This is a genomic window from Neoroseomonas soli (genome assembly GCF_018129065.1).
Classification (GTDB): domain Bacteria; phylum Pseudomonadota; class Alphaproteobacteria; order Acetobacterales; family Acetobacteraceae; genus Neoroseomonas; species Neoroseomonas soli.
On sequence record NZ_JAAEDM010000017.1, the window covers coordinates 47,718 to 67,757 of the forward strand.

A 20,040-nucleotide genomic window follows, 5' to 3' on the forward strand; every position below is an offset into this window, starting at 1 on the left:
CTCTGGCGGAGCCTTGTCCGGCGACAGCCGGAGGGGCTCCGCCCCTCCGAACCACCCCGCCAAAGGCCGAAAGGTCATTGCGCCGTTCGACGTGGTTGTGGATTCGACAGAAGTGGGCCGGTTTCCCGCCACTTTCGCCCGGCGGAAGACCGCGCCATCCACACCAAGGTCGAACAACGCCAAGGCCTTTGGAAACCGATACCTGGGCTGGTTGTTGAGAGTCCCAGCGCGCTCTTGATGCGTTGCCAGGGCGGGTGGGCCGTCTCCCGACGCCCGGGACCCCGGATCTGGTTTCCAAAGGCCTTTCGGCCTTTGGCCGGAGGGGTTCGGGGAGGGCAGAGCCCTCCCCGATCAACGCCGGGGATTTGGGGGCGGCGGCGCCCTCCCCGCCACCCCCGATAAAGTCCTAAAAGCCTAAAGTCCTAAAGTTCGCACATCGTCAGGAAGCGTTCGTCGATCAGCGGCGTGTAGGCCTCGCGCACCTTGGGCATGCGCGGGTTCTGGGTATGCGCCTTCACCGCATCGCGGTCGGCATAGACCTCGACCAGCATCACGCGGCCTTCGTCCTTCGTGCCGTCCGCCTTCAGCGGCTGCAGCACCTCGAAGCGCTCGCAGCCCGGTTCCTCGGCGACGGTGAGCTTCGCGTGTTCGCGGATCAGCGCATCGAAGGCGGCGTGGCAGCCGGGCTTCGGGCGGAATTCGACGTGGATGGCGATCTTCGGCATGGCGGTTCCTTCCCTTGCGGATGGCGCAAGGTTGGCGCGGAACCGCCGCGCCGGGAAGATCAGGCCGCCGCGTAGCGGGACAGGGCCAGGTCGGAGGTCTCGATCTCCGGCTTCTTGCCCGTGACGAGGTCCGCCAGCACGCGGCCCGACCCGCAGGCCATGGTCCAGCCCAGCGTGCCGTGGCCGGTGTTGAGGTGCATGTTGCGGAAGCGCGTCGGCCCCACCACCGGCGTGCCGTCCGGCGTCATTGGGCGCAGGCCGGTCCAGAAGGAGGCCTCGGCCACGTCGCCGCCGCGCGGGAAGAGGTCGGTGACGGAATGCTCGAGCGTCTCCCGCCGCGGCTTGCGCAGTTGCAGCGAGAAGCCGGCCAGTTCCGCCGTGCCACCGACGCGGATGCGGTCGCCGAGGCGGGTGATCGCGACCTTGTAGGTCTCGTCCATGACGGTGGAGACCGGGGCGCCGCCCTCATCCTTCACCGGCAGGGTCAGCGAGTAGCCCTTCACCGGATAAACCGGCACGCGCACGCCGAGCGGCGCAAGCAGTTCCGGCGTGAAGCTGCCGAGGGCCACGACGTAGCTGTCGGCCGTTTCAACGCCTGCCTCGGTGACGATGCCGGTGATGCGGTCCCCTTCGGACTGCAACCCGCGGATGTTCACACCGTAGCGGAACTTCACCCCGATCGCCTCGGCCATGCCGGCCAGGCGCTGGGTGAAGATGTGCGCGTCACCGGTCTCGTCGCCCGGCAGGCGCAGGCCGCCGACGAACTTGCCCTGCACGTGCTTCAGCGCCGGCTCGGCAGCCATGCAGGCGGTCGGGTCGAGCACTTCGTAAGGCACCTTGAAGGTGTCGAGCACCGCGGTGTCGTCACCCACGTGGTCGAGCTGCTTCTGCGTGCGGAAAAGCTGCAACGTGCCCATGGAACGGCCGTCATAGGCGATGCCCGTCTCGCGGCGCAGGTCGCCGAGGCAATCGCGGGAGTATTCGGCGAGCCGGACCATGCGCGTCTTGTTGAGGCGATAGGCGGCCTCGGTGCAGTTCGCGAGCATCATGGCGAGCCAGGAATAGAGGCGCCGATCCGCCCGCGGCCACAGCACCAGCGGCCGGTGGCGCATCATCAGCCACTTCAGTGCCTTGACCGGGATGCCCGGCCCCGCCCAGGGGGCCGAATAGCCGTAGGAGAGCTGCCCCGCATTGGCGAAGGAGGTCTCCATGCCCGCCGCAGTCTGGCGGTCGAGCACCGTCACTTCATGCCCCGCGCGGGCCAGGTACCAGGCGCTGGTGACGCCGACGACGCCGCTGCCGAGGACGATGACGCGCATGGACCCAACCCCTTCCCGGAGGAATGTTGCAATGGAATGATGGTGGGCCGGATTGCGCCGCATTTGCTGTCAATCAGACGCAGGACTCGCTATTCCTGGCCGCAGTCTTCGCAGAAACCACGAAACCTTCGCAGAATCCGCCAATGCTCGACGAGGCCGACCACCGCATCCTCCGGGCCCTCCGCCAGGACGGGCGCATCACCAACGCCGCGCTGGCCGAAGCGGTGGGCCTGTCCCAATCCGCCTGCCTGCGCCGCCTGCGCCTGCTCGAACGCAGCGGGGTGATCCGCGGCTACACCGCGATCATCGAGGAACCGCAGCAGCGGGATACGGTGACGGTCATCGTGCAGATCACCCTCGACCGCCAGACGGAGGAACACCTCTCCCGCTTCGAGACGGCGGTGCGCCGCCTGCCCGAAGTGCGGGAATGCTTCCTGATGACCGGGATGTCCGACTACCTGCTGCGCGTGGAGGCGCGCGACGCCGCGGATTACGAGCGGATCCACAAGGAACAGCTCTCCCGCCTGCCGGGCGTCGCGCGGATCCAGTCCTCCTTCGCGATCCGCAGGGTGATCGGCAGCCGCGCCTAGGCGGCGGCCGCCAGCGTCTGCGTCCGCGCCAGCCGCGCGAGAAGGTAATCCACCTCGCCCGCCGTCTCCGCCGTCAACTTCGGCCCGGGGGCGCGCAGCGTGTCGTGCGCGATGATGCCGCGTCGCTTCAGCACATACTTGCGGATGGCAAGCCCGAGCCCCGGCTGCACTTCCGTGCGGATCAGCGGCAGGTGCAGGTCGAACAGGTCCTGCGCCGCGTCGCGCTGACCCGCCCACATCAGTTCGCATACCTTCACCAGCATCTCCGGGAAGGCGTAGCCGGTCATGATGCCGTCCGCGCCGCGCGCCAGTTCCTCCGGCAGGAACTGCCCGCCCACGCCGCCGAGGATGGAGACGCGCGGCATCTTCCCCTCGGCTTCCATGCGCCGGATCGCCGTCAGCTTGTCGAGGCCCGGCCAGTCCTCCGCCTTCAGCATGACCATGCGCGGGTCCTGCGCCATGCGCGCGATCATCGGCGCGGTCATGGTGATGCCGGTGAGCTGCGGATAATCCTGCAGCACGAAGGGTGCCTCCACCGCGTCCATTGCCTGGGCGATGTAGGAGACCACCGCCTCGTCGCCCTTCAGCCCCGGCGCCGGGGACACCATGACGCCCGCGGCGCCGAGGTCCATCGCTCCGCGCGAAAGCGCCTTCATCTGCGCGAAGCCCGGCGCGGACGCGCCCACCACCACCGGCACCCGCCCCGCAACGCGCTTCAGCACGCGCCCGACGAAGGCCAGCGATTCCTCCTGGGTCAGCTTCGGCGCCTCCCCCATCACGCCGAGCAGCGTCAGCCCGCTCGCCCCGGCGGCGAGGAAGGCGTCGGTCATGCGGTCCGCGCTCACGAGGTCGAGCGACCCGTCGGGCAAGAACGGCGTCGGCGCGATGACGAAAACGCCCTTGGCGGAACGGTCGAGCATGGGCATGCCTCCCCAGTGTGGACTTGGCGCCACCATAGCGCCGGCCGCAGGAACGGCCAGATGGCCCGGTCCTGCATCCGCGCCGTCCCGCTGCTTTGAAGCCCGGCGGCGGCGTGGCATACCTCGTGGCGTCCAGGAACGACGCGAGGAAAACCTCCCATGACCAGCCGCCGACAGGTGCTGGCAGCCGCCGTGGCCATTGCGTCCGCGCGCACCGCACAGGCCCAGCCCGCCTGGCCCGACCGCCCCATCCGCGTGATCGTGCCTTTCGCCGCCGGCGGCAATGCCGACACCATCGCGCGGATCCTGCAGCCTCGCCTGCAGGAACGGCTGGGCCAGCCCGTGGTGGTCGAGAACCGCCCCGGTGCCGGCGGCAGCGTTGGCGCCGAGGCCGTCGCGCGCGCCAGGCCTGATGGCTACACGCTGCTGATCGGCTCCAACGGCCCGCTCAGCGTGAACCCGGTCGTGCAGGCGCGCCTGCCCTATGACGCGGCCAGGGATTTCGCGCCGGTCGCCATGGCGATGCAGGTGCCGCATTGCCTGATGGTGCAGACGAACTCGCCTTATCGCAGCGTCGCCGATGTCGTCGCGGCATCCCGCGCGCAGGCGGATGCGATCGGCATCGGAACGGCGGGGGTGGCGAGCGCGACGCATCTCGCGCTCGAATCCTTCAAGGCCGCGAGCGGCGCGCGGCTGCTGCACGTGCCCTATCGCGGCGGCGGCGCGGCGGTGCCGGACTTCATCGCCGGCAACCTGCCGATGCTGTTCACCGAATTCTCCACCGCATTGCCGCTGCACAACGACCGCAAGGGACGCATCATCGCCGTCGCCTCCGCCGCGCGGCTGCCGGCATTGCCGGACGTGCCGACGATGATCGAGCAGGGCGTCGCGAACTTCGTCGCGGCATCCTATGTCGGGTTGCTGGCGACGGCTGGCTCCCCGCCGGAGGCGATGCGCGCGCTCGGCGCCGCCATGGCCGCGATCGTCGCCGAGCCCGATTTCCGCGCCCGCATGGCCGCGATGGGGGGCGAGGCCGCGAACGGCGCGCTCGCCACTCCCGACGGCTTCGCCGCCTTCATCGCCGCCGACCTCGGGACATCGCGCGCCGCCGCGCAAGCCGCAGGAATCCGCCCCGAATGAGCACCCGCGAGACCCCGCCCGGCGCCACCGACTGCCACTGCCACATCTTCGGCCCGGCGGCGAAGTTCCCCTATGCCGAGCCACGCTCCTACACGCCGGAGGACGAGACACTCGAGGACTACCTGGCGCTGCTGGATCGGCTGGAACTCGACCGCGGCGTGATCGTGCAGCCCTCGGCCTATGATCGCGACAATGCCTGCACGCTCGATGCGCTGCGCCGCGCGCCGGACCGGCTGCGCGGCGTCGCCGTGGTCGGTTCGGAGGCGACGCCGGACACGCTGCGCGCGATGCATCGCGACGGCATCCGCGCCCTGCGCGCCAACGAGTACCGGCGCGACGGCGCCGCCGCCTATCATGGCGGCGTGCGCCTGACCGAGATCGAGCCCTTCTTCCCGCTCATGGCGGAACTCGGCTGGCATCTGCAGTTGTGGATCGACGCGCGGCACCTGCCCGAACTCGAACCGCGCCTGGCGACGGTTCCGGTGCCCATCGTCGTGGACCACATGGGCCGCATGCACCACAGCCACGGCACCAGCGATCCGGGCTTCCAGGCACTGCTGCGCGGCGTCGGCGAGGGGCGCTACATGGCGAAGCTGTCGGGGACCTATCGCCTCGGTGCGACGAAGCCGGACTACCTGGAGGCCAAGCCCTTCCACGACGCGCTGGTCGCGGCGAACCCGGATGCGCTGGTCTGGGGGACGGACTGGCCGCATCCGCGCCCGGATGGCGGCCGCCCCGATGCGGCACGGCTGCTGCGCGTCTTCCTCGACTGGACGACCGATCCTGCACTGCGAAGGAAGATCCTGACCGACACCCCCGCGCGCCTGTACGACTTCCCGGCTGTCTGACATGGCATCCGAACGACGGCCGAGTTTCGTCCTGCCGCCGGGCACCTGCGACACGCATGTGCACATCTGGGGGCCTTTCGACCGCTATCCCGTCGCCAAGGGCGCGCCCTACACGCCGCCGGAGCGGAACAGGGACGACCTTGTGGCGCTGCATGCGCGGCTCGGCGTGGAGCGGGCGGTCATCGTGCAGACCACGGTCTACAAGTCCGACAACCGGGCGATGCTGGACGCGATCGCGGCGAGCAACGGCAGATGGCGCGGCGTCGCGCTGATCGACGAAAGCTTCGGTGACGCCGAGTATCGCGCCCTGCACGAAGGCGGCGTGCGCGGCGTGCGCTTCGGCTTCGTGAGGCATCTCGGCGGCGTGCCCGATCTCGCACTGGTCAGGCGCACCGCCGACCGGATCGCGGAGATGGGCTGGCACCTGGTGCTGCACCTCGATGCCGCGAATATCCCGGAATTCGAGGAACTGCTGCGCTCCTTCCGCCTGCCGGTGGTGATCGACCACATGGGCCGCGTGCCGGTGCAGGACGGATTGGACCAGGCGCCCTTCCGCATCCTGCTCGACCTGCTGCGCGCGCCGAACTGGTGGGTAAAGGTCTCGGGCAGCGAGCGCATCTCCGCCGCCGGCCCGCCTTTCCGCGACGCCATTCCCTTCGCGCACAGGCTGATCGAGGTCGCACCCGACCGCACCCTCTGGGGCACCGACTGGCCGCACCCCAATGTGCGCTGGGAACCGGACGAGGCGGACCTCGTGGACCTCCTGCCGGACTTCGGCGACGCCGCCGCGCTGCAGCGCGTGCTGGTGGACAACCCTGCGCGACTCTACGGTTTCTGATGCAAGACGATCTGCAATCCTGGGTCGGTCGCACGCGCCGCGTGACCGACGAGATGGCAACCCCGCTGGTGCGCCGCATGGCCGCGCTGACCGACCGGGAGGGCGTGGTGCTGGACCGCGGCGCGCCGGTGCCCAACCACTGGCTCTGCATGCTGTTCGACGATGCGGCGGCACAGGCGGCGCTTGGCGCGGACGGCCACGCGGCGAAGGGCGATTTCCTGCCGCCCGTTCCCCTGCCCCGCCGCATGCTCGGCGGCCGGCGCCTGACCTACGGCACCGCCCCGCGCATCGGAGACGTGCTGGACCGCGAAACCGCGATCGCCGCCATCACGCCGAAGAGGGGCCGCAGCGGAGACCTGGTCTTCGTCACCCTGCGCCACACCATCACGCGTCCCGACGGTCTGGTGGCGGTAGAGGAACAGGACATCGCCTATCTCGAAGCGCGGCGGGAGGCGGCGAGACCCGCTGCGGAAGCGCCCGCGGAAAAGCCCGTCGCCGCCTGGCGCGAGCCGTTCCGCCCCGATCCCGTGATGCTGTTCCGCTACTCGGCGCTGGCGTTCAACGGGCATCGCATCCACTTCGACGCCGACTACACCCGCGACGTGGAAGGCTACCCGGCGCTGGTGGTGAATGGCGGCGTCACCACGCTCTTCCTGCTGGAGGCAGCGTTGCGGCGGCAGCCTGGCGCGCAGGTGCTGGCGACCGACACGCGCACGCTGAAGCCGCTGTTCTGCGACCGCTCCGCGATGCTCTGCGGCACGGCGCCGGATGCGGAGGGCAACGGCATTCTCTGGGCAGAGGACGACACCGGCGCCATGGCGCTGCGCATCAAGGCGAGGATCGGCTGATGGCGGGACCTCTCGACGGCATCCGCGTGCTGGACCTCTCCGCCGTGGTGGTGGGGCCGATCTGCACCCATGTGCTCTGCGAACACGGCGCCGAGGTCATCAAGGTCGAGGCGCCCTCGGGTGACCTGCTGCGCTCCCTCGCCGGCAAGGGCCGCAGTGCCGGGATGAACGGCAAGTTCCTCAACTTCAACCGCGGCAAGAAGTCGATCGCGATCGACCTCAAGCACCCCGCAGGGATCGCTGCGCTGAAGCGGCTCGCGGCGACGGTGGACGTCTTCGTCACCAACATCCGTCCCGATGCGCAGGCGCGCCTCGGCGTGGACGCGGAGAGCCTGCGCGCCGCCGCGCCCCGGCTGATCCACTGCTCCATCACCGGCTTCGGCAGCGGCGGGCCCTATGCCGGGCGGCCGGCCTACGACACGGTCATCCAGGGCGTGTCCGGCGTCGCCGGCTGCTTCGAGGCCTCGACCGGCGAGCCGCGCTACGTGCCCTTCCTGGTCGCCGACCACACGGTCGGCCTGATCGCCGCGCAGATGATCGGCTTCGCGCTCTATCGCCGGGAGAAGACCGGCGTGGGTGAAGCCATCGAGGTGCCCATGTTCGAGAACATGGCCGCCTATGTCATGCAGGAACATCTCGGCGCGCATTCCTTCCGCCCGCCGCTCGGCCCGCCCGGCGACCATCGCGTGCTGAGCCCGGACGGCAAGCCGCTGCCGACCAAGGATGGCTACATCTGCATCTCGGCCAACACGGACGCGCAGGCGCACGCCTTCTTCGACGCGATCGGACGACCGGAACTCAAGACCGACCCGCGCTTCGCCAAGGTCGCCCAGCGTGTGCAGCATACGAAGGAATACTTCCACATCCGCGCCACCTCGCTCGGCGGCAAGACCACGGCGGAGTGGCTCGACATCTTCGACCGCGCGGACGTGCCGGCCTCCCCCTACAACACTATCGGCTCGCTGATCGACGACCCGCACCTGCGCGCCGTGGGCATGGTGCGGGAGGAGGAACACCCGACCGAGGGCGCCACCTGGGCGATCGGTGCGCCGAACCGGCTCTCGGGCGGCATGGCGCCGCCGCGCCCGCCGGCGCCGCGTCTCGGCGCGGATGGCGCCACCGTGCTGGCCGAGGCCGGCCTGACGCGCGACGAGATCGAAACCCTGCGCCGCGACCGCGTGCTGACGGAGGCCCCGCGATGACCCGCATCACCCGCCGCGCGGCGATGGCCGGCGCGACGCTTGCGCCCTTCGCCGTCGCCCGCGCACAGGGCAATTGGCCCGACCGTCCCGTGCGGCTGGTGGTGCCTTTCACCCCGGGCGGGTCCACCGACATCCTCGCCCGCGCCATGGGCCAGCGCCTGGCGGAGATCTTCGGCCAGCCCTTCGTCATCGAGAACCGCCCCGGTGCCGGCGGCACGCTGGGGTCGGAGCAGGTCTTCCGCAGTGCCTCCGACGGCCATACGCTGATGATGGGCCATATCGGGACGCTCGCCGCGAACCCGGCGCTGTACCGGAACCTCTCCTTCGACATCGGGGCCTTCGTGCCGGTCGCCCTGGTCGCCAATGTCGCGAACTTCCTGGTGGTGACGAACCGGCTGGAAGCGACGGATGTCCGTTCCCTGATCGCGCTGGCGAAGCGCGAGCCGGGGCGCCTGACCTATGGCAGTGGCGGCAACGGCAGCGCCGCGCACATCTCCATGGTCGCCTTCATGGAGGCGACGGGCACCGAGATGACCCACGTGCCCTATCGCGGCACCGGGCCGATGATGACGGACCTCATCTCCGGCACGATCCAGCTCACCATGACGGGCGGGCCGCCGGCGCTGCCGCCGGTGCGCGCGGGGCAGCTGCGGGCGCTCGGCATCTCCTCGCTGGAGCGCCTGCCTGCCGCGAACGAGATCCCGACCATCGCGGAACAGGGCCTGCCGGGCTTCGAGGCCCAGCAATGGTACGGCATCGTCGCGCCTCCCGGCACACCGGGGCCGCTGGTCGCGCGGCTGAACGAGGCCTGCAACCGCATCCTCGGCGAGGCCCCCTTCCGTGCCCGGCTGGAAACGGAGGGCGCCACCGCGCACCCGATGACACCGGCGCAGTTCGGCGCCTACATCGCGACCGAGCGCGAACGCTGGGGCGCGCTGATCCGCCGCGCCAATGTCACCCTCGGCTGAACCGGAGAGAATCATGGCCGCCTTCACCTTCGACCACATCCACCTGCGCAGCCCGGACCCCGAGGCGACCGCGGCCTTCTACCAGCGCGTCTTCGGGGCCGAGATCAAGCACGGGCCGCAGCGCATCGACATCAGCCTCGGCGGCCAGGCGATCTTCGTCTCGCCGCTGACCGACCCGGCGACGGGCGAGGCGCCCTCCGCGCCGTATCGGGGCCTTGAACACATCGGGCTTGCGGTGACGAACATCGACGCCGTGGTGGCGGAGATGAAGGCCAAGGGCGTGCCCTTCACCATGGAGCCGACGACGATCCGCCCCGGCGTGCGCATCGCCTTCCTGCGCGGACCGGAGAACGTCTCGATCGAACTGCTCGAGCGGAGCGCGGCCTGAACACGCCCCGCGACCACGGCCCCGCACGGGACGAGACCCCGGGCGGGCCGAAGCGCGCGAAGGACATCATCGTCATCGGGGCAGGCCCGGCGGGCCTGATGGCGGCGGAGGCGGCGGCGGAGGCCGGCGCCTCCGTGACCGTGCTGGACCACATGCCCTCACCCGCGCGCAAGCTGCTGATCGCCGGGCGCGGCGGGCTGAACCTGACGCATTCGGAGCCCTTGGAGCGGTTCCTCACCCGCTACCGCGCGGCGCAGGCAAGGCTGGATCCGTTCATCCGCGCCTTCCCGCCGGAGGCGCTGATCGCCTGGTGCGAGGGGCTGGGGCAGGAGACCTTCGTCGGCACCTCCGGGCGCGTCTTCCCGAAGGCGATGAAGGCCTCGCCGCTGCTGCGCGCGTGGCTGGCGCGGCTGGCCGCGCTCGGCGTGCAACTGCGCGGGCGGCATCGCTGGGGCGGCTTCACCGGCGACGGCGCGCTGCGCTTCGCGGCGCCCGAGGGCGAGGTCGTGCTGCACCCGCAGGCGACGGTGCTGGCACTCGGCGGCGCCTCCTGGCCCAGGCTGGGATCGGACGGCGCGTGGCCGGGTCTGCTGACGGGCTGCGAGGTCACGCCGCTGCGTCCCGCCAACATGGGCTTCGCGGTCGCCTGGTCGGAGCACCTGCGCGCGCGCTTCGCGGGCACGCCGCTCAAGCGCATCGCACTGACCGTCGGTGATGCCACCGTCCGCGGCGAAGCGGTCATCACGGAGCAGGGCATCGAAGGTGGCGCGATCTATGCGCTCTCCGCCCCGCTGCGGGACGCGATCGCCGCGCAGGGCCATGCGACGCTGCACCTGGACCTGCGCCCGGACATCGCCCTGCCGGAACTGGCGCGACGCCTGGCGGGAAGGCCCGCGGCGCTCTCGCTCTCCAACCACCTGCGGCGTGCGGGCGGGCTGTCGCCGGTCGCGGTCGCGCTGGTGCAGGAAGTGCTGCACGGAGGCGCGGCGCGGGACGACATCGCAGCGCTGGTCAAGGCGGTGCCGCTGCGACTGGCGGCCCCCTTCCCCATCGCGCGCGCCATCTCCTCGGCCGGCGGGCTCGCTTGGTCCGAGGTGGACGAAGCGCTGATGCTGCATCGCCACCCCGGCGTCTTCGCCTGCGGCGAGATGCTCGACTGGGAAGCCCCGACGGGCGGCTACCTGCTGCAGGCCTGCTTCGCGACGGGCCACGCGGCGGGGCGCGCAGCGGCATCCTGGGCGGTCAACCACCCGCGGCGCTGATCGCGCGCCACAGCTTCTCCGGCGTCGCCGGCATGTCGGGCGCGGCGGCGCCGACCTGGGCCAAGGCGTCGGCGACGGCGTTCATCACCACCTGAGGCGCCGCGATGGCACCCGCCTGCCCGACGCCCTTCGCGCCCAGCGGGTTCGCCGCCGTCGGCGTGCCTTCCAGCAGCACATCGAGGTCCGGCAGGTCGTCCGCGCGCGGCAAGGCGTAGTCCATGAGCGAGCCGGTCAGGATCTGGCCGGACCCGGTGTCGTAGACCACGTCCTCGAGCAGCGCCTGGCCGATGCCCTGGGCGAGCCCGCCCTGCACCTGCCCCGCCGTCAGCAGCGGGTTCACGAGACGGCCGTAGTCGTCCACGGCGGTGTAGCGGCGCAGCCGGGCTGTACCGGTCTCGCGGTCGATCTCCACCTCCGCCGCCTGGCAGCCATTGGGGAAGGTGACGAGGTCGTTGGCGTTGAAGGCTTCCGCGAAGAGGCCGGGCTCCATGCCTTCCGGCAGGCTGGCCGGGTCCTCGGCGGCGCGAGCGATGCCGGGCAGATCCACGAAGCGGTCGGTGCCGCGCACGGTGAAGCGGCCCTCGGCGAAGTCGAGCGCAGCGGGGTCCGCCTGCAGCAGATGCGCGGCGATGGTGCGGGCCTTGGCGAGCAAAGCCTCCGCGGCCAGCACCAGCGCATGCCCGCCCATGTGCAGCGAGCGCGCGCCGCCATGGCCATGGCCGTTCGCGATCAGGTCGGTGTCGGCCTGGCGGTAGTGCACCTGCTCCACCGCCAGGCCGAGCCGATCGGCGGCGACCTGCGCGAAGGACGTCTCATGCCCCTGCCCGTTCGAATGGGAACCGACGACGAAGGTCGCGCTGCCATCCGGCGCGACGCGGATGTTCGCCCATTCGCCCGGTGCGCCGCGCGCCGTTTCCAGGAAGCAGGCGACACCGCGGCCGAGCAGCGCGCCGCGCGCGGCAGCCTCGGCGCGTCGTGCTCGGAAGCCGGCAGCGTCGGAGGCACGCGCCAGCACATCGAGGTTCGCGGCGAAGCGGCCGCCATCCACCGCCATGCCCATCGCCGTGCGGTGCGGCGCATCCGGCAGCATGTTGAGCGCGCGCAGCGCCGCGGGATCACGGCCCGTCTCGCGTGCGGCGGCATCCACGAGGCGTTCGATGATGTAGTTCGCCTCCGGCTTGCCGGCACCGCGATAGGCGTCGATCGGGACCGTGTTGGTGAAGGCCCCGCGCACCGTCAGGTGCATGGACGGGATGGCATAAACGCCGCCCATCGCCGTGCTGAAGGCGTTGGTGGGGCAATGCGGGCCGACTGCGGAGAGATAGGCGCCCATGTCGGCGACGGTTTCGACATCGAGGCCGAGGAACCGCCCCCCCGCGTCCAATGCCAGCCGCGCGGTCGCACGCAGGTCGCGGCCATGGACCGAGGCGGCGAATTCCTCGCTGGCACCGGCCACCCAGCGCACCGGGCGGCCGAGGCGGCGTGCCGCGGCCAGCGCCACCACGTAGTCCGGGAAGAGCAGGTTCTTCAGCCCGAAGCCGCCGCCGACATCGGGGCAGACCAGATGGAAGGCGTCCTCCGGCAAGCCGAAGACGGTGGCGAGCTGACGCCGCACGCCATGCACGCCCATGCCGGTGAAGACCAGTTCGAAACGGCCATCGACAAAGCGCGCCAGGCAGGCGCGCGGTTCGAGCGGCAAGGCGTGGACGCGGTTGTTGAACAGATCGATCGACACCACGCGCGCCGCCCGCGCGAAGGCGGCAACGTTGGCGGTGCGGTCGCCCTTCTCGAAGCGGAAGACCTCATTGCCGGGGGCTTCCGGCCAGATCTGCGGGGCGCCGGGGGCAAGCGCCGCGGCGCCGTCCACGACAGCGGGCAGGGCGTCGTAATCGACGTCGATCAGTTCCGCGGCGTCGCGCGCGGCGGCTTCGCTCTCCGCCACCACGAAGGCGACGGGCTGGCCGACGTGCCGCACGCGGCCGCGCGCCAGCACCGGGCGCTCGGGCACGACCATGGGCTTCACCGAGGCGAGCACGCTGGTGCAGGGCAGCGGGCGGATGCCGTCCGCGTCCAATTCCGCGCTCGTCAGCACGGCGACGACGCCGGGAGCCGCGCGCGCCGCCGCGACATCCAGGGCGCGGATCTCGGCATGCGCGTGCGGGGAACGCAGCATCACGCCGTGCAGGGCGCCGGGCGCCTCCAGGTCGGCCACGTAGCGGCCGTGGCCGGTCAGGAAGCGCGCATCCTCGAAGCGCCGCAGGGACTGTCCGCTATAGGTCACAGAGTCTCTCCCACACCGAGGCCGTCATGCGGCGTCGGCACACACCATTCCTCGCCCCGCACGGTGGTGACGTATTCCGGCCAGCGCAGGTCCACCGGGGCGGCGAAGTCCTTCGGAAGAAGTGGCGCGACCCACTTGCTGCCGCCGATCCCGCCGCCGGTGCGCTCCCGCCATTCCTCCTGCGCTGCGTCGAGCAGGCCGGGCTTCGCGGCCAAGTCGAGCAGCGTCAGCGCCATGGTCTTCGCGGCGACGAACATGCCCGGGTCGATCGCCGCCGGCAGGCCGCCGAGCGCGTTGTAGGACCACATCGGGTAATCGTAGTCCGCATCCGGCGCGCGCAGGCGCGGGCGTGCGGTGAGCAGGCGCACCGTCGGGCAGTGCCAGCAGAACTCGACATAGTCGTCGGCCGAGAGGTGACTCTGCCAGGGCGGCAGGAAATGGCGCATCCCGGCTTCGAACTCGGCCGGCGGCGTGAGCTTCGCATTGGCGGACGCGAAGGGATCGTCCATCGGCGCCAGGCCGAGATTGGCCTGGATGTCGCGCGCGAACCGCTTCGCGTCCTCCCCGTAGGAAGGCGGCCCGACCTCCTGCAGGTTGGCCCAGGTCGCATCCGTCAGCACCGTGTTGGCAAGGCCGACGCGCGTCTTCGTCACCCAGCGCAGATGCGCGGTGCAGGCGGTCGCGGCCGCCGCGCTGCGGGCATTGGCCATCAGGACATTGGCGATCTGCTGCGCCATCGGCAGCGACGGCGTGCGCCAGGAATACTGGATCTGCGTGAAGCGCGGCGCGAGGTTGTCCGAGGTCGCGTCGCCGCCATGCAGGATGCACTCGTTGACCGTCCAGGAGCCGGCGTGGGGGAACATCGCCTCCTTGGTGTATTTCGTCGTCGTGTACATGAGGCACAGCGCGTCGCTCGCACCTGGGGCGCGGGCCGCGGCGTGGCCGACGTCGCGGATCGGCAGCAGGGACTTGTCGATCCAGGTCTCGGGGCTGTCGCAGGTGAAGGTGATGACGGCGGACCAATAGGCGCCGAACTGCGTTTCCGCCGTCACCGTGTTCTGCATGTGCGGGTGATAGACGACCGCCGCGTCGAGGCCGTCATAATAGCCCTTCGCCGCGTGCACGGGCTTGGAGCCGCAGACCTTTTCCGCAGGTTCCCCGAACAGCACGAGGCGGCCCGGCGTGCCGGAGGATTCGAGCGCCGCCTTCGCCGCCAGCACCGAGGTCAGCGCCGCCGTGCCGAGCGAGGAATGCGGGTCGGTATGCCCCGCCGCATAGGGGTGCATCCCCGCGCGCGGTTCCCGCCGCGGCACCACGGCCTGGCAGTTGCCCGGCACGGCATCGTATTCGGAGAAGGATGCCAGCACCGGCCCGCCCCTGCCCCAGCGCGCGCAGAAGGCGGTCGGCATCCCGCCGGAGCCTTCCTCCACCTCGAAGCCCTCGGCGCGGAGGAACTCCACATAGGCCTTCGCGCTGCGGTACTCGCGCCAGGCGGGTTCGGCGAAGTGCCAGATCCGCTCGTTGAAGGCGGACATCCGCGCCTGGTTGGCGGCGATCCAGTCCAGCGCGCTGCGGCGTAGGGCCACGAGGTCGGTCATGCGTCATCCCCGGTCTCGAACCGGGGCATGATGCGACGGGTCCTATCCCCGCGCCAGCCGGCGCGCCACGAAGTCCAGCCGGTCCTGGCCCCAGAAGATGTCGTCGCCGATCACGTAGCTCGGCGCGCCGAAGACGCCGCGATCCAACGCGGCCTTGGTGTCGGCCGTGCGGCGCTCGAGCCAGTGCGGCTCGGCGCCTAGGGCCATGACCTTCTCGGCATCCAGGCCGCAGTCGCGGACCAGGGCGGCGAAGGTCGCAGGGTCGGCGGGGTCCTTCTCCTCCTCCCACAGCGCCTTCAGCACGCGATGCGCGAGGCGGATCGCCGGCGCGTCGCCGATGGTCTCCCGCACCGCGATCACGCAGGCCGCAGCAGGCAGTTCGTTGTGCGGGAAATGCTTCGGCTGGATGTGGATAGGAATGCCGAGTTGCTCCCGCCAGCGCGCCAGCTCCTGCATGCGGTAGGCTTGGCGCTGCGGCGAGCGCTTCGGCAGCGGCAGCCCGCCCGAACCGGCGAAGATGGTGCCGAAGTCGCAGGGGTGGATGCGCAGCGAGGCACCGTGCTGCGCCGCCAGCGCCTCGATCCGCGCCGCGCCGAGATGCGTCCAGGGCGAGTTCAGCGAGGCGTAGTAGTCGATGTGCAGGGCCATGGGCGGTTCCTCAATCGGATACGGGGCAGGCGGTAGCGGCGCGGGCTTCGTCCAGCGTCGCGCCGGGGGCGAGGTCGCGCACGGCGAAGCCCTCCCCCGTCGGTGCGAACAGGCCGAGGTCGGTCGCAACAAGTGTCACCACGCCGCGCGCGGTGATCGGCAGGGTGCAGCGTTGCAGCAGGCGCGGCGAGCCGTCCCGCGTGCGGTGTTCCATCATCAGGAAGACGCGCTTCGCCGACGCCGCGAGGTCCATCGCCCCGCCGATGCCGCCGCCCTTTGCGCCCTTCACCTTCCAGTTGGCGAAGTCGCCGTTCGCGGCGGCCTCGTAGGCGCCCATCACCGTCACATCCATGCGGCCGCCGCGGATCAGCGCGAAGCTGTCGGCGTGATGAACGATGGCCGCGCCCGGCAACAGCGTGACGTTCTGGCCGCCGGCATTGACCAGGTGCAGGTCCTCCTGCCCCGGCGGCGTGACGGGGCCATAGCCGATGACGCCGTTCTCGGAGTGGAAGATCACCTCGCGCTCGCCGAGCGGCACGTCCGCGATCAGCGTCGGCATGCCGACACCGAGGTTCACGATCCAGCCGTCCTGGAATTCGCGGGCCAGGCGTTCGGCCATCTGCTGGCGGGACCAGGGCATCAGCGGGCCTCCCTCTTCATGGGCCAGATGCCGTCGGGCGGGGGTGGCACCTGCACGAGGCGATGGACGAGGATGCCCGGCGTGTGCACGTCGTCCGGGTCGATCGCGCCGGCGGGAAGGATGGGCTGCTCGACCTCCACGAGGACCAGCTTCGCGGCCATGGCCATCAGCGGGTTGAAGTTCCGCTGGCTGCGGCGGAAGCGGAGGTTGCCGGCCTCGTCCGCCTGATGGGCGCGCAGCAGCGCGACGTCCACCGGCAGCGCGTATTCGAGCAGGTATTCGCGGCCGTTGATGACGCGGGTCTCGCGGCCCTCGGCGAGTTCCGTGCCGACGGCGGTCGGCGTGTAGAAGGCGGGAATGCCGGCGCCGGCGGCGCGCAGGCGCTCGGCCAGCGTGCCCTGCGGGACGATCTCGGCATCGACCTCGCCGCGTTCGTAGTAGGGCGTGAAGGGCAGCACGTCCGATGCGCGGGTGCCCGCCGTGAAGGAACAGACGACCTTCGCGACCTGCCCGTTCTCCACCAGCATGCCGATGTCCGGCATGCGCGGCTTGTGGGCGCCGCCGGTGGTGTTGGCGATGCAGGTCAGCCGCTTCGCCCCCTGGCGGCCGAGCGCCGCGACGAGGTTGAAGGGCACGCCTGGCTGGGCGAAGCCGCCGATGGCGATGGTCGCGCCATCCGGGATGTCCGCCACGGCGGCATCGAAATCCGCCACGACCTTGCTGCGTCGCGCCATGCTTTCGTCCCCTTCCCCAGCCGGCATGGTCCGGTGCGCGCCGCCGGCTGTCCAGGGGGGGCGGCAAGGTCAGCGGCCGACCGGCTTGCGCAGTGCCCAGAAGGCCACGGAGCCCGCGGCATAGGCCGCGATGGAAAGCCAGAAGGCCAGGCGGTAGCTGCCCGTGACATCGAACAGGAAGCCCGCCGCCCAGGAGCCGATCCCGGCCCCGAGCCCCGAGCCCACGGTGATGACGCCGAGGATCGTCCCGAGCCGCGGCCCGCCGAAGAGATCCGCGGTCTTGGCCGTGATGGCAGGGCCTCGCGCGCCCCACGTGATCCCGAAGAAGCAGGCGTGCAGCCAAAGCAGCAGGTGCTGGTCGCCGCTCTCGATCCCGAGGGCCGCCGCGACGCCGATGATCGAGATGGCATAGGCGAGCAGCGCGGCGCGTTCCCGCCCGATGTAGTCGGAGATCGAGCCGGTCACGATCACGCCCGGCAGCGCCAGCAGGCTGCCCATGCCCAGCACCGTCGCGGCGTAGAGCGGTTCGAACCCCTGCCCGACGGCGAAGGCGAGCTGGTGGAGCGAAACCAGGAAGCTGCCGATGCTGGTCAGCATGTAGACGAGGAACAGCAGCCAGAAGTGCCGCGTGCGCATCGCCTGGCGGAGCGTCCAGGAGCGCGCCGCGACCGTCGCGTCGGTGGCCGCCGGCCCGGCCGGCGGGACGATGGTCTCGGCGCGACGGAACATCGCCGCCAGCGGGATGACGAGCACCGCCATCATCCCCGCCTGCACGAGGTAGGCGGCCCGCCAGCCGACATCACTGACCAGCAGTTGCGCGAGCGGCGCGGAGATGGCCCGCCCGAATCCGTTGGCCGATTGCAGGATGGAAATCGCCAGGCCGCGCTGCGCGACGAAGAGCCGCGAGACGAGCGGCACGAAGACCACCATGCCGATGCAGTTCGCCCCCAGCGTCATCACCACGCCGTAGAGCAGCACCACCTGCCAGAGCGCCGTCGCATAGGCGGTGCCGAGCAGCCCCGCCGCCAGCAGGCAGCCGCCAAGCAGCACCATGCGGCGGGAACCCATGCGGTCCACCATGCCGCCGACCAGCGGCGAGGTGACGCCGCCCACCACCTGGCCCACCGAATAGGCGATGCTGCTTTCGGCCCGGCTCCAGTGGAACTCGTCGATGAAGGCCAGCAGGAACACCGTATAGGCGTGCATCAGGCTGGCGCTGACGGTGAAGGCGAGGAAGCCGCCCGCGACGATCAGCCACGCCTGGCGCGATGGGCGCTGGCTCATCTGCGATGCATTCCTGGTTCCCCCGGCCCCTATGCGGGCAGCCTAGCGCGGCTTCCGGCGGGAGGCGTCATTCCCGCAGGGCAGGTCAGGGCCGCATCGGCGTGGGGTGGTTCGAGCGCACCCCCGGCGAGGTGCCCGGATGGCGGCGATGTGCGCAGAAACTACGACAGGCTCCGAGGCGGCTGGTGTAGCCTTGCCTTCGACCCAGGGCGCGCCTGGCCTGGCGCGCGAGGCCCCGTGCAGGAGGAGCGCCATGATCTGGGGTCTGATGCGGGCGGTGAGCGGCGGGGTGGTCGTGCTGATGCAGTGCGGCATTGGCTCGGCCCAGACCACCGAGATTGTCGCACGGCGCGAATGCCTTCAGGCCATCAGGGAACAGGGGGTGCGCGGCTTCGCGCTGGAACGGCCGCGCTTCACGCGCGCCGGGGAAAGCGCATCCCTGTCCGGCCAGATGGTGCAGGGCAGCAGCCGGCTGGACTTCAACTGCATGCTGGACCGGCGCGGCAAGGTCACCGACCTCACGGTGGCTCGGCCGGTGTCCGCGCCGTAGGGGGCGGCTCCGCGCGGCTGATGGTGTGCCCGCCGGGACTCGAACCCGGGACCCCATGATTAAAAGTCACGTGCTCTACCGGCTGAGCTACGGGCACGCCGGACCCGACGCCGAGTCCTGTCGGCGCCGGGTGATAGCCTCAGGCGGCGTCGGCCGCCACCCTCATGCTGCGGATCTTGTCCGGGCCCTGCACCATGCCGGACATGCCCGCGCCGCGCTTGATCTTGTCCACCGCCTCCATGCCCGAGGTCACCTGCCCCCAGATGGTGTACTGGCCATCGAGGCTCGACCCCGGCGCGAACATGATGAAGAACTGGCTGTTCGCGCTGTTCGGATCCTGCGTGCGGGCCATGCCGCAGGTGCCACGCACGAAGCGCGCCGTCTGCGGGGACGAGAACTCCGCCTCGATGTCCGGCAGGTCGGAGCCGCCGCGGCCGGTGCCGGTCGGGTCGCCGCCCTGGGCCATGAAGCCCTCGATCACGCGATGGAAGGGGACATCGTTGTAGAAGCCGCGGCGGACCAGCGCCTTGATCTGCTCGACATGCTTGGGCGCGAGGTCGGGCCGCAGCGCAATGGTGATGGTGCCATGCTCGATTTCGAGGATCAGCGTGTTCTCGGGGTCGGCGGCCTGGGTTTCGGTCATCGGTGTCGCTTTCGGGGTCGGGTCAGCGGTTGTCGGCGGCGATACGCGCGGTGCGGATGCGGTCGGGGTTGGTCACCGTGCCGCTGCCGGGCGCGCCGCGCTTGATCTTGTCGACGGCGTCCATGCCCGACACCACGCGGCCCCAGATGGTGTACTGGCCGTCGAGGCTCGGCGCCGGGGCGAACATGATGAAGAACTGGCTGTTCGCGCTGTTCGGGTTCTGGGTGCGCGCCGCGCCCACCGTGCCGCGGATGAAGCGCGCACGGGAAGGCGGGGTGAATTCCGCCGGCAGGTCCGGAAGGTCGGACCCGCGCGTGCCGGTGCCCGTCGGGTCGCCGCCCTGGGCCATGAAGCCCTCGATCACGCGATGGAAGGGCGTGTTGTCATAGAAGCCGCGACGGGCCAGCACCTTCACGCGTTCCACGTGCCGCGGCGCGAGGTCCGGCAGCAGCTGGATCGTCACGCGCCCGCCCGGGAGTTCGAGGATCAGCGTGTTCTCGGGGTCGAGCGCCGGCTGCTGCTGCGCCAGCACCGGCGAGGCAGCGACGACGGCCAGCGCCGGCGAGGCGGCGACGGCGGCAGCCGCGCCGAGGAGCGTTCTACGGTTCATGCGT

The 20,040-nt window shown here is 71.0% G+C and carries 21 protein-coding genes and 1 tRNA gene; 10 read left to right on the forward strand and 12 right to left on the reverse strand.

Features of this window, described 5'->3' with window-relative positions; all coding sequences use genetic code 11:
• Window positions 1-422: 422 nt before the first annotated feature.
• Window positions 423-725 (reverse strand): putative quinol monooxygenase, encoded by a 303-nt coding sequence (locus GXW76_RS09080; RefSeq protein WP_211861692.1) that lies wholly within the window; start codon window positions 723-725, stop codon window positions 423-425.
• A gap of 59 nt (window positions 726-784) precedes the next feature.
• Entirely contained in the window at window positions 785-2,044 is a 1,260-nt protein-coding gene (locus tag GXW76_RS09085) for a D-amino acid dehydrogenase (RefSeq protein ID WP_211861693.1), read from the reverse strand.
• A gap of 143 nt (window positions 2,045-2,187) precedes the next feature.
• Here GXW76_RS09085 and GXW76_RS09090 point away from each other — a divergent pair, with 143 nt between their 5' ends.
• Window positions 2,188-2,634, forward strand: a complete 447-nt coding sequence (locus tag GXW76_RS09090; protein WP_211861694.1) for an Lrp/AsnC family transcriptional regulator — start codon at window positions 2,188-2,190, stop codon at window positions 2,632-2,634.
• Here GXW76_RS09090 and GXW76_RS09095 read toward each other — a convergent pair.
• Window positions 2,631-3,554: a dihydrodipicolinate synthase family protein gene (locus tag GXW76_RS09095; protein WP_246514049.1), complete on the reverse strand. Its 924-nt coding sequence runs from the start codon at window positions 3,552-3,554 to the stop codon at window positions 2,631-2,633. The two genes, GXW76_RS09090 and GXW76_RS09095, sit on opposite strands and share 4 nt — an antisense overlap.
• 159 nt (window positions 3,555-3,713) lie before the next feature.
• On the opposite strand from GXW76_RS09095, the gene GXW76_RS09100 reads away from it, so the two are divergent.
• From GXW76_RS09100 to GXW76_RS09135, 8 genes are all read left to right on the forward strand, one after another.
• Complete coding sequence (locus GXW76_RS09100; protein WP_211861696.1) at window positions 3,714-4,694, forward strand: Bug family tripartite tricarboxylate transporter substrate binding protein; 981 nt, start codon at window positions 3,714-3,716, stop codon at window positions 4,692-4,694.
• Complete coding sequence (locus tag GXW76_RS09105; RefSeq protein WP_211861697.1) at window positions 4,691-5,542, forward strand: amidohydrolase family protein; 852 nt, start codon at window positions 4,691-4,693, stop codon at window positions 5,540-5,542. The genes GXW76_RS09100 and GXW76_RS09105 overlap by 4 nt, the downstream gene beginning before the upstream one ends.
• A gap of 1 nt (window position 5,543) precedes the next feature.
• Window positions 5,544-6,380 (forward strand): amidohydrolase family protein, encoded by an 837-nt coding sequence (locus GXW76_RS09110; RefSeq protein WP_211861698.1) that lies wholly within the window; start codon window positions 5,544-5,546, stop codon window positions 6,378-6,380.
• A complete protein-coding gene (locus tag GXW76_RS09115; protein ID WP_211861699.1) occupies window positions 6,380-7,228 on the forward strand; it encodes an FAS1-like dehydratase domain-containing protein in 849 nt (282 codons plus the stop codon). Before GXW76_RS09110 ends, GXW76_RS09115 begins: the two co-directional genes overlap by 1 nt.
• On the forward strand, window positions 7,228-8,430 hold the full coding sequence (locus GXW76_RS09120; RefSeq protein ID WP_211861700.1) for a CaiB/BaiF CoA transferase family protein: 1,203 nt from the start codon (window positions 7,228-7,230) through the stop codon (window positions 8,428-8,430). The genes GXW76_RS09115 and GXW76_RS09120 overlap by 1 nt, the downstream gene beginning before the upstream one ends.
• Window positions 8,427-9,398 carry a Bug family tripartite tricarboxylate transporter substrate binding protein gene (locus GXW76_RS09125; RefSeq protein WP_246514050.1) on the forward strand — a complete coding sequence of 324 codons (972 nt, stop codon included), beginning with the start codon at window positions 8,427-8,429 and terminating at the stop codon, window positions 9,396-9,398. The genes GXW76_RS09120 and GXW76_RS09125 overlap by 4 nt, the downstream gene beginning before the upstream one ends.
• 13 nt (window positions 9,399-9,411) lie before the next feature.
• Entirely contained in the window at window positions 9,412-9,786 is a 375-nt protein-coding gene (locus GXW76_RS09130) for a VOC family protein (RefSeq protein WP_211861701.1), read from the forward strand.
• A gap of 65 nt (window positions 9,787-9,851) precedes the next feature.
• Window positions 9,852-11,048: a TIGR03862 family flavoprotein gene (locus GXW76_RS09135; protein WP_211861715.1), complete on the forward strand. Its 1,197-nt coding sequence runs from the start codon at window positions 9,852-9,854 to the stop codon at window positions 11,046-11,048.
• On the opposite strand, the gene GXW76_RS09140 is transcribed toward GXW76_RS09135, so the two are convergent.
• From GXW76_RS09140 to GXW76_RS09165, 6 genes are all read right to left on the reverse strand, one after another.
• Entirely contained in the window at window positions 11,029-13,329 is a 2,301-nt protein-coding gene (locus GXW76_RS09140; protein WP_211861702.1) for a xanthine dehydrogenase family protein molybdopterin-binding subunit, read from the reverse strand. The two genes, GXW76_RS09135 and GXW76_RS09140, sit on opposite strands and share 20 nt — an antisense overlap.
• On the reverse strand, window positions 13,326-14,927 hold the full coding sequence (locus GXW76_RS09145; protein ID WP_211861703.1) for a zinc-binding metallopeptidase family protein: 1,602 nt from the start codon (window positions 14,925-14,927) through the stop codon (window positions 13,326-13,328). The genes GXW76_RS09140 and GXW76_RS09145 overlap by 4 nt, the downstream gene beginning before the upstream one ends.
• A 42-nt stretch (window positions 14,928-14,969) precedes the next feature.
• Window positions 14,970-15,575: a 2-hydroxychromene-2-carboxylate isomerase gene (locus tag GXW76_RS09150; protein WP_211861704.1), complete on the reverse strand. Its 606-nt coding sequence runs from the start codon at window positions 15,573-15,575 to the stop codon at window positions 14,970-14,972.
• 10 nt (window positions 15,576-15,585) lie between these two features.
• Entirely contained in the window at window positions 15,586-16,215 is a 630-nt protein-coding gene (locus GXW76_RS09155) for a 3-oxoacid CoA-transferase subunit B (RefSeq protein WP_211861705.1), read from the reverse strand.
• Window positions 16,215-16,949 (reverse strand): CoA transferase subunit A, encoded by a 735-nt coding sequence (locus tag GXW76_RS09160; RefSeq protein WP_211861706.1) that lies wholly within the window; start codon window positions 16,947-16,949, stop codon window positions 16,215-16,217. Before GXW76_RS09160 ends, GXW76_RS09155 begins: the two co-directional genes overlap by 1 nt.
• A 69-nt stretch (window positions 16,950-17,018) precedes the next feature.
• On the reverse strand, window positions 17,019-18,233 hold the full coding sequence (locus GXW76_RS09165; RefSeq protein WP_211861707.1) for an MFS transporter: 1,215 nt from the start codon (window positions 18,231-18,233) through the stop codon (window positions 17,019-17,021).
• 253 nt (window positions 18,234-18,486) lie between these two features.
• On the opposite strand from GXW76_RS09165, the gene GXW76_RS09170 reads away from it, so the two are divergent.
• Window positions 18,487-18,783, forward strand: coding sequence for a hypothetical protein (locus tag GXW76_RS09170; protein ID WP_211861708.1), 297 nt, complete (start codon window positions 18,487-18,489; stop codon window positions 18,781-18,783).
• Between the two features lie 21 nt (window positions 18,784-18,804).
• On the opposite strand, the gene GXW76_RS09175 is transcribed toward GXW76_RS09170, so the two are convergent.
• The 3 genes from GXW76_RS09175 to GXW76_RS09185 form a co-directional block, all read right to left on the reverse strand.
• Window positions 18,805-18,880, reverse strand: a tRNA-Lys gene (locus GXW76_RS09175).
• Window positions 18,881-18,922: 42 nt separating this feature from the next.
• A complete protein-coding gene (locus GXW76_RS09180) occupies window positions 18,923-19,426 on the reverse strand; it encodes a peptidylprolyl isomerase (protein WP_211861709.1) in 504 nt (167 codons plus the stop codon).
• 22 nt (window positions 19,427-19,448) lie between these two features.
• Complete coding sequence (locus GXW76_RS09185) at window positions 19,449-20,036, reverse strand: peptidylprolyl isomerase (RefSeq protein ID WP_211861710.1); 588 nt, start codon at window positions 20,034-20,036, stop codon at window positions 19,449-19,451.
• Window positions 20,037-20,040: the final 4 nt, after the last annotated feature.

What these genes read in the sequence shown, in the direction of transcription:
- GXW76_RS09080 (WP_211861692.1), bottom strand. Translation starts at nt 725, where the DNA reads ATGCCGAAGATCGCCATCCACGTCGAATTCCGCCCGAAGCCCGGCTGC.
- GXW76_RS09085 (WP_211861693.1), bottom strand. Translation starts at nt 2,044, where the DNA reads ATGCGCGTCATCGTCCTCGGCAGCGGCGTCGTCGGCGTCACCAGCGCC.
- GXW76_RS09090 (WP_211861694.1), top strand. Translation starts at nt 2,188, where the DNA reads ATGCTCGACGAGGCCGACCACCGCATCCTCCGGGCCCTCCGCCAGGAC.
- GXW76_RS09095 (WP_246514049.1), bottom strand. Translation starts at nt 3,554, where the DNA reads ATGCTCGACCGTTCCGCCAAGGGCGTTTTCGTCATCGCGCCGACGCCG.
- GXW76_RS09100 (WP_211861696.1), top strand. Translation starts at nt 3,714, where the DNA reads ATGACCAGCCGCCGACAGGTGCTGGCAGCCGCCGTGGCCATTGCGTCC.
- GXW76_RS09105 (WP_211861697.1), top strand. Translation starts at nt 4,691, where the DNA reads ATGAGCACCCGCGAGACCCCGCCCGGCGCCACCGACTGCCACTGCCAC.
- GXW76_RS09110 (WP_211861698.1), top strand. Translation starts at nt 5,544, where the DNA reads ATGGCATCCGAACGACGGCCGAGTTTCGTCCTGCCGCCGGGCACCTGC.
- GXW76_RS09115 (WP_211861699.1), top strand. Translation starts at nt 6,380, where the DNA reads ATGCAAGACGATCTGCAATCCTGGGTCGGTCGCACGCGCCGCGTGACC.
- GXW76_RS09120 (WP_211861700.1), top strand. Translation starts at nt 7,228, where the DNA reads ATGGCGGGACCTCTCGACGGCATCCGCGTGCTGGACCTCTCCGCCGTG.
- GXW76_RS09125 (WP_246514050.1), top strand. Translation starts at nt 8,427, where the DNA reads ATGACCCGCATCACCCGCCGCGCGGCGATGGCCGGCGCGACGCTTGCG.
- GXW76_RS09130 (WP_211861701.1), top strand. Translation starts at nt 9,412, where the DNA reads ATGGCCGCCTTCACCTTCGACCACATCCACCTGCGCAGCCCGGACCCC.
- GXW76_RS09145 (WP_211861703.1), bottom strand. Translation starts at nt 14,927, where the DNA reads ATGACCGACCTCGTGGCCCTACGCCGCAGCGCGCTGGACTGGATCGCC.
- GXW76_RS09150 (WP_211861704.1), bottom strand. Translation starts at nt 15,575, where the DNA reads ATGGCCCTGCACATCGACTACTACGCCTCGCTGAACTCGCCCTGGACG.
- GXW76_RS09155 (WP_211861705.1), bottom strand. Translation starts at nt 16,215, where the DNA reads ATGCCCTGGTCCCGCCAGCAGATGGCCGAACGCCTGGCCCGCGAATTC.
- GXW76_RS09160 (WP_211861706.1), bottom strand. Translation starts at nt 16,949, where the DNA reads ATGGCGCGACGCAGCAAGGTCGTGGCGGATTTCGATGCCGCCGTGGCG.
- GXW76_RS09165 (WP_211861707.1), bottom strand. Translation starts at nt 18,233, where the DNA reads ATGAGCCAGCGCCCATCGCGCCAGGCGTGGCTGATCGTCGCGGGCGGC.
- GXW76_RS09170 (WP_211861708.1), top strand. Translation starts at nt 18,487, where the DNA reads ATGATCTGGGGTCTGATGCGGGCGGTGAGCGGCGGGGTGGTCGTGCTG.
- GXW76_RS09180 (WP_211861709.1), bottom strand. Translation starts at nt 19,426, where the DNA reads ATGACCGAAACCCAGGCCGCCGACCCCGAGAACACGCTGATCCTCGAA.
- GXW76_RS09185 (WP_211861710.1), bottom strand. Translation starts at nt 20,036, where the DNA reads ATGAACCGTAGAACGCTCCTCGGCGCGGCTGCCGCCGTCGCCGCCTCG.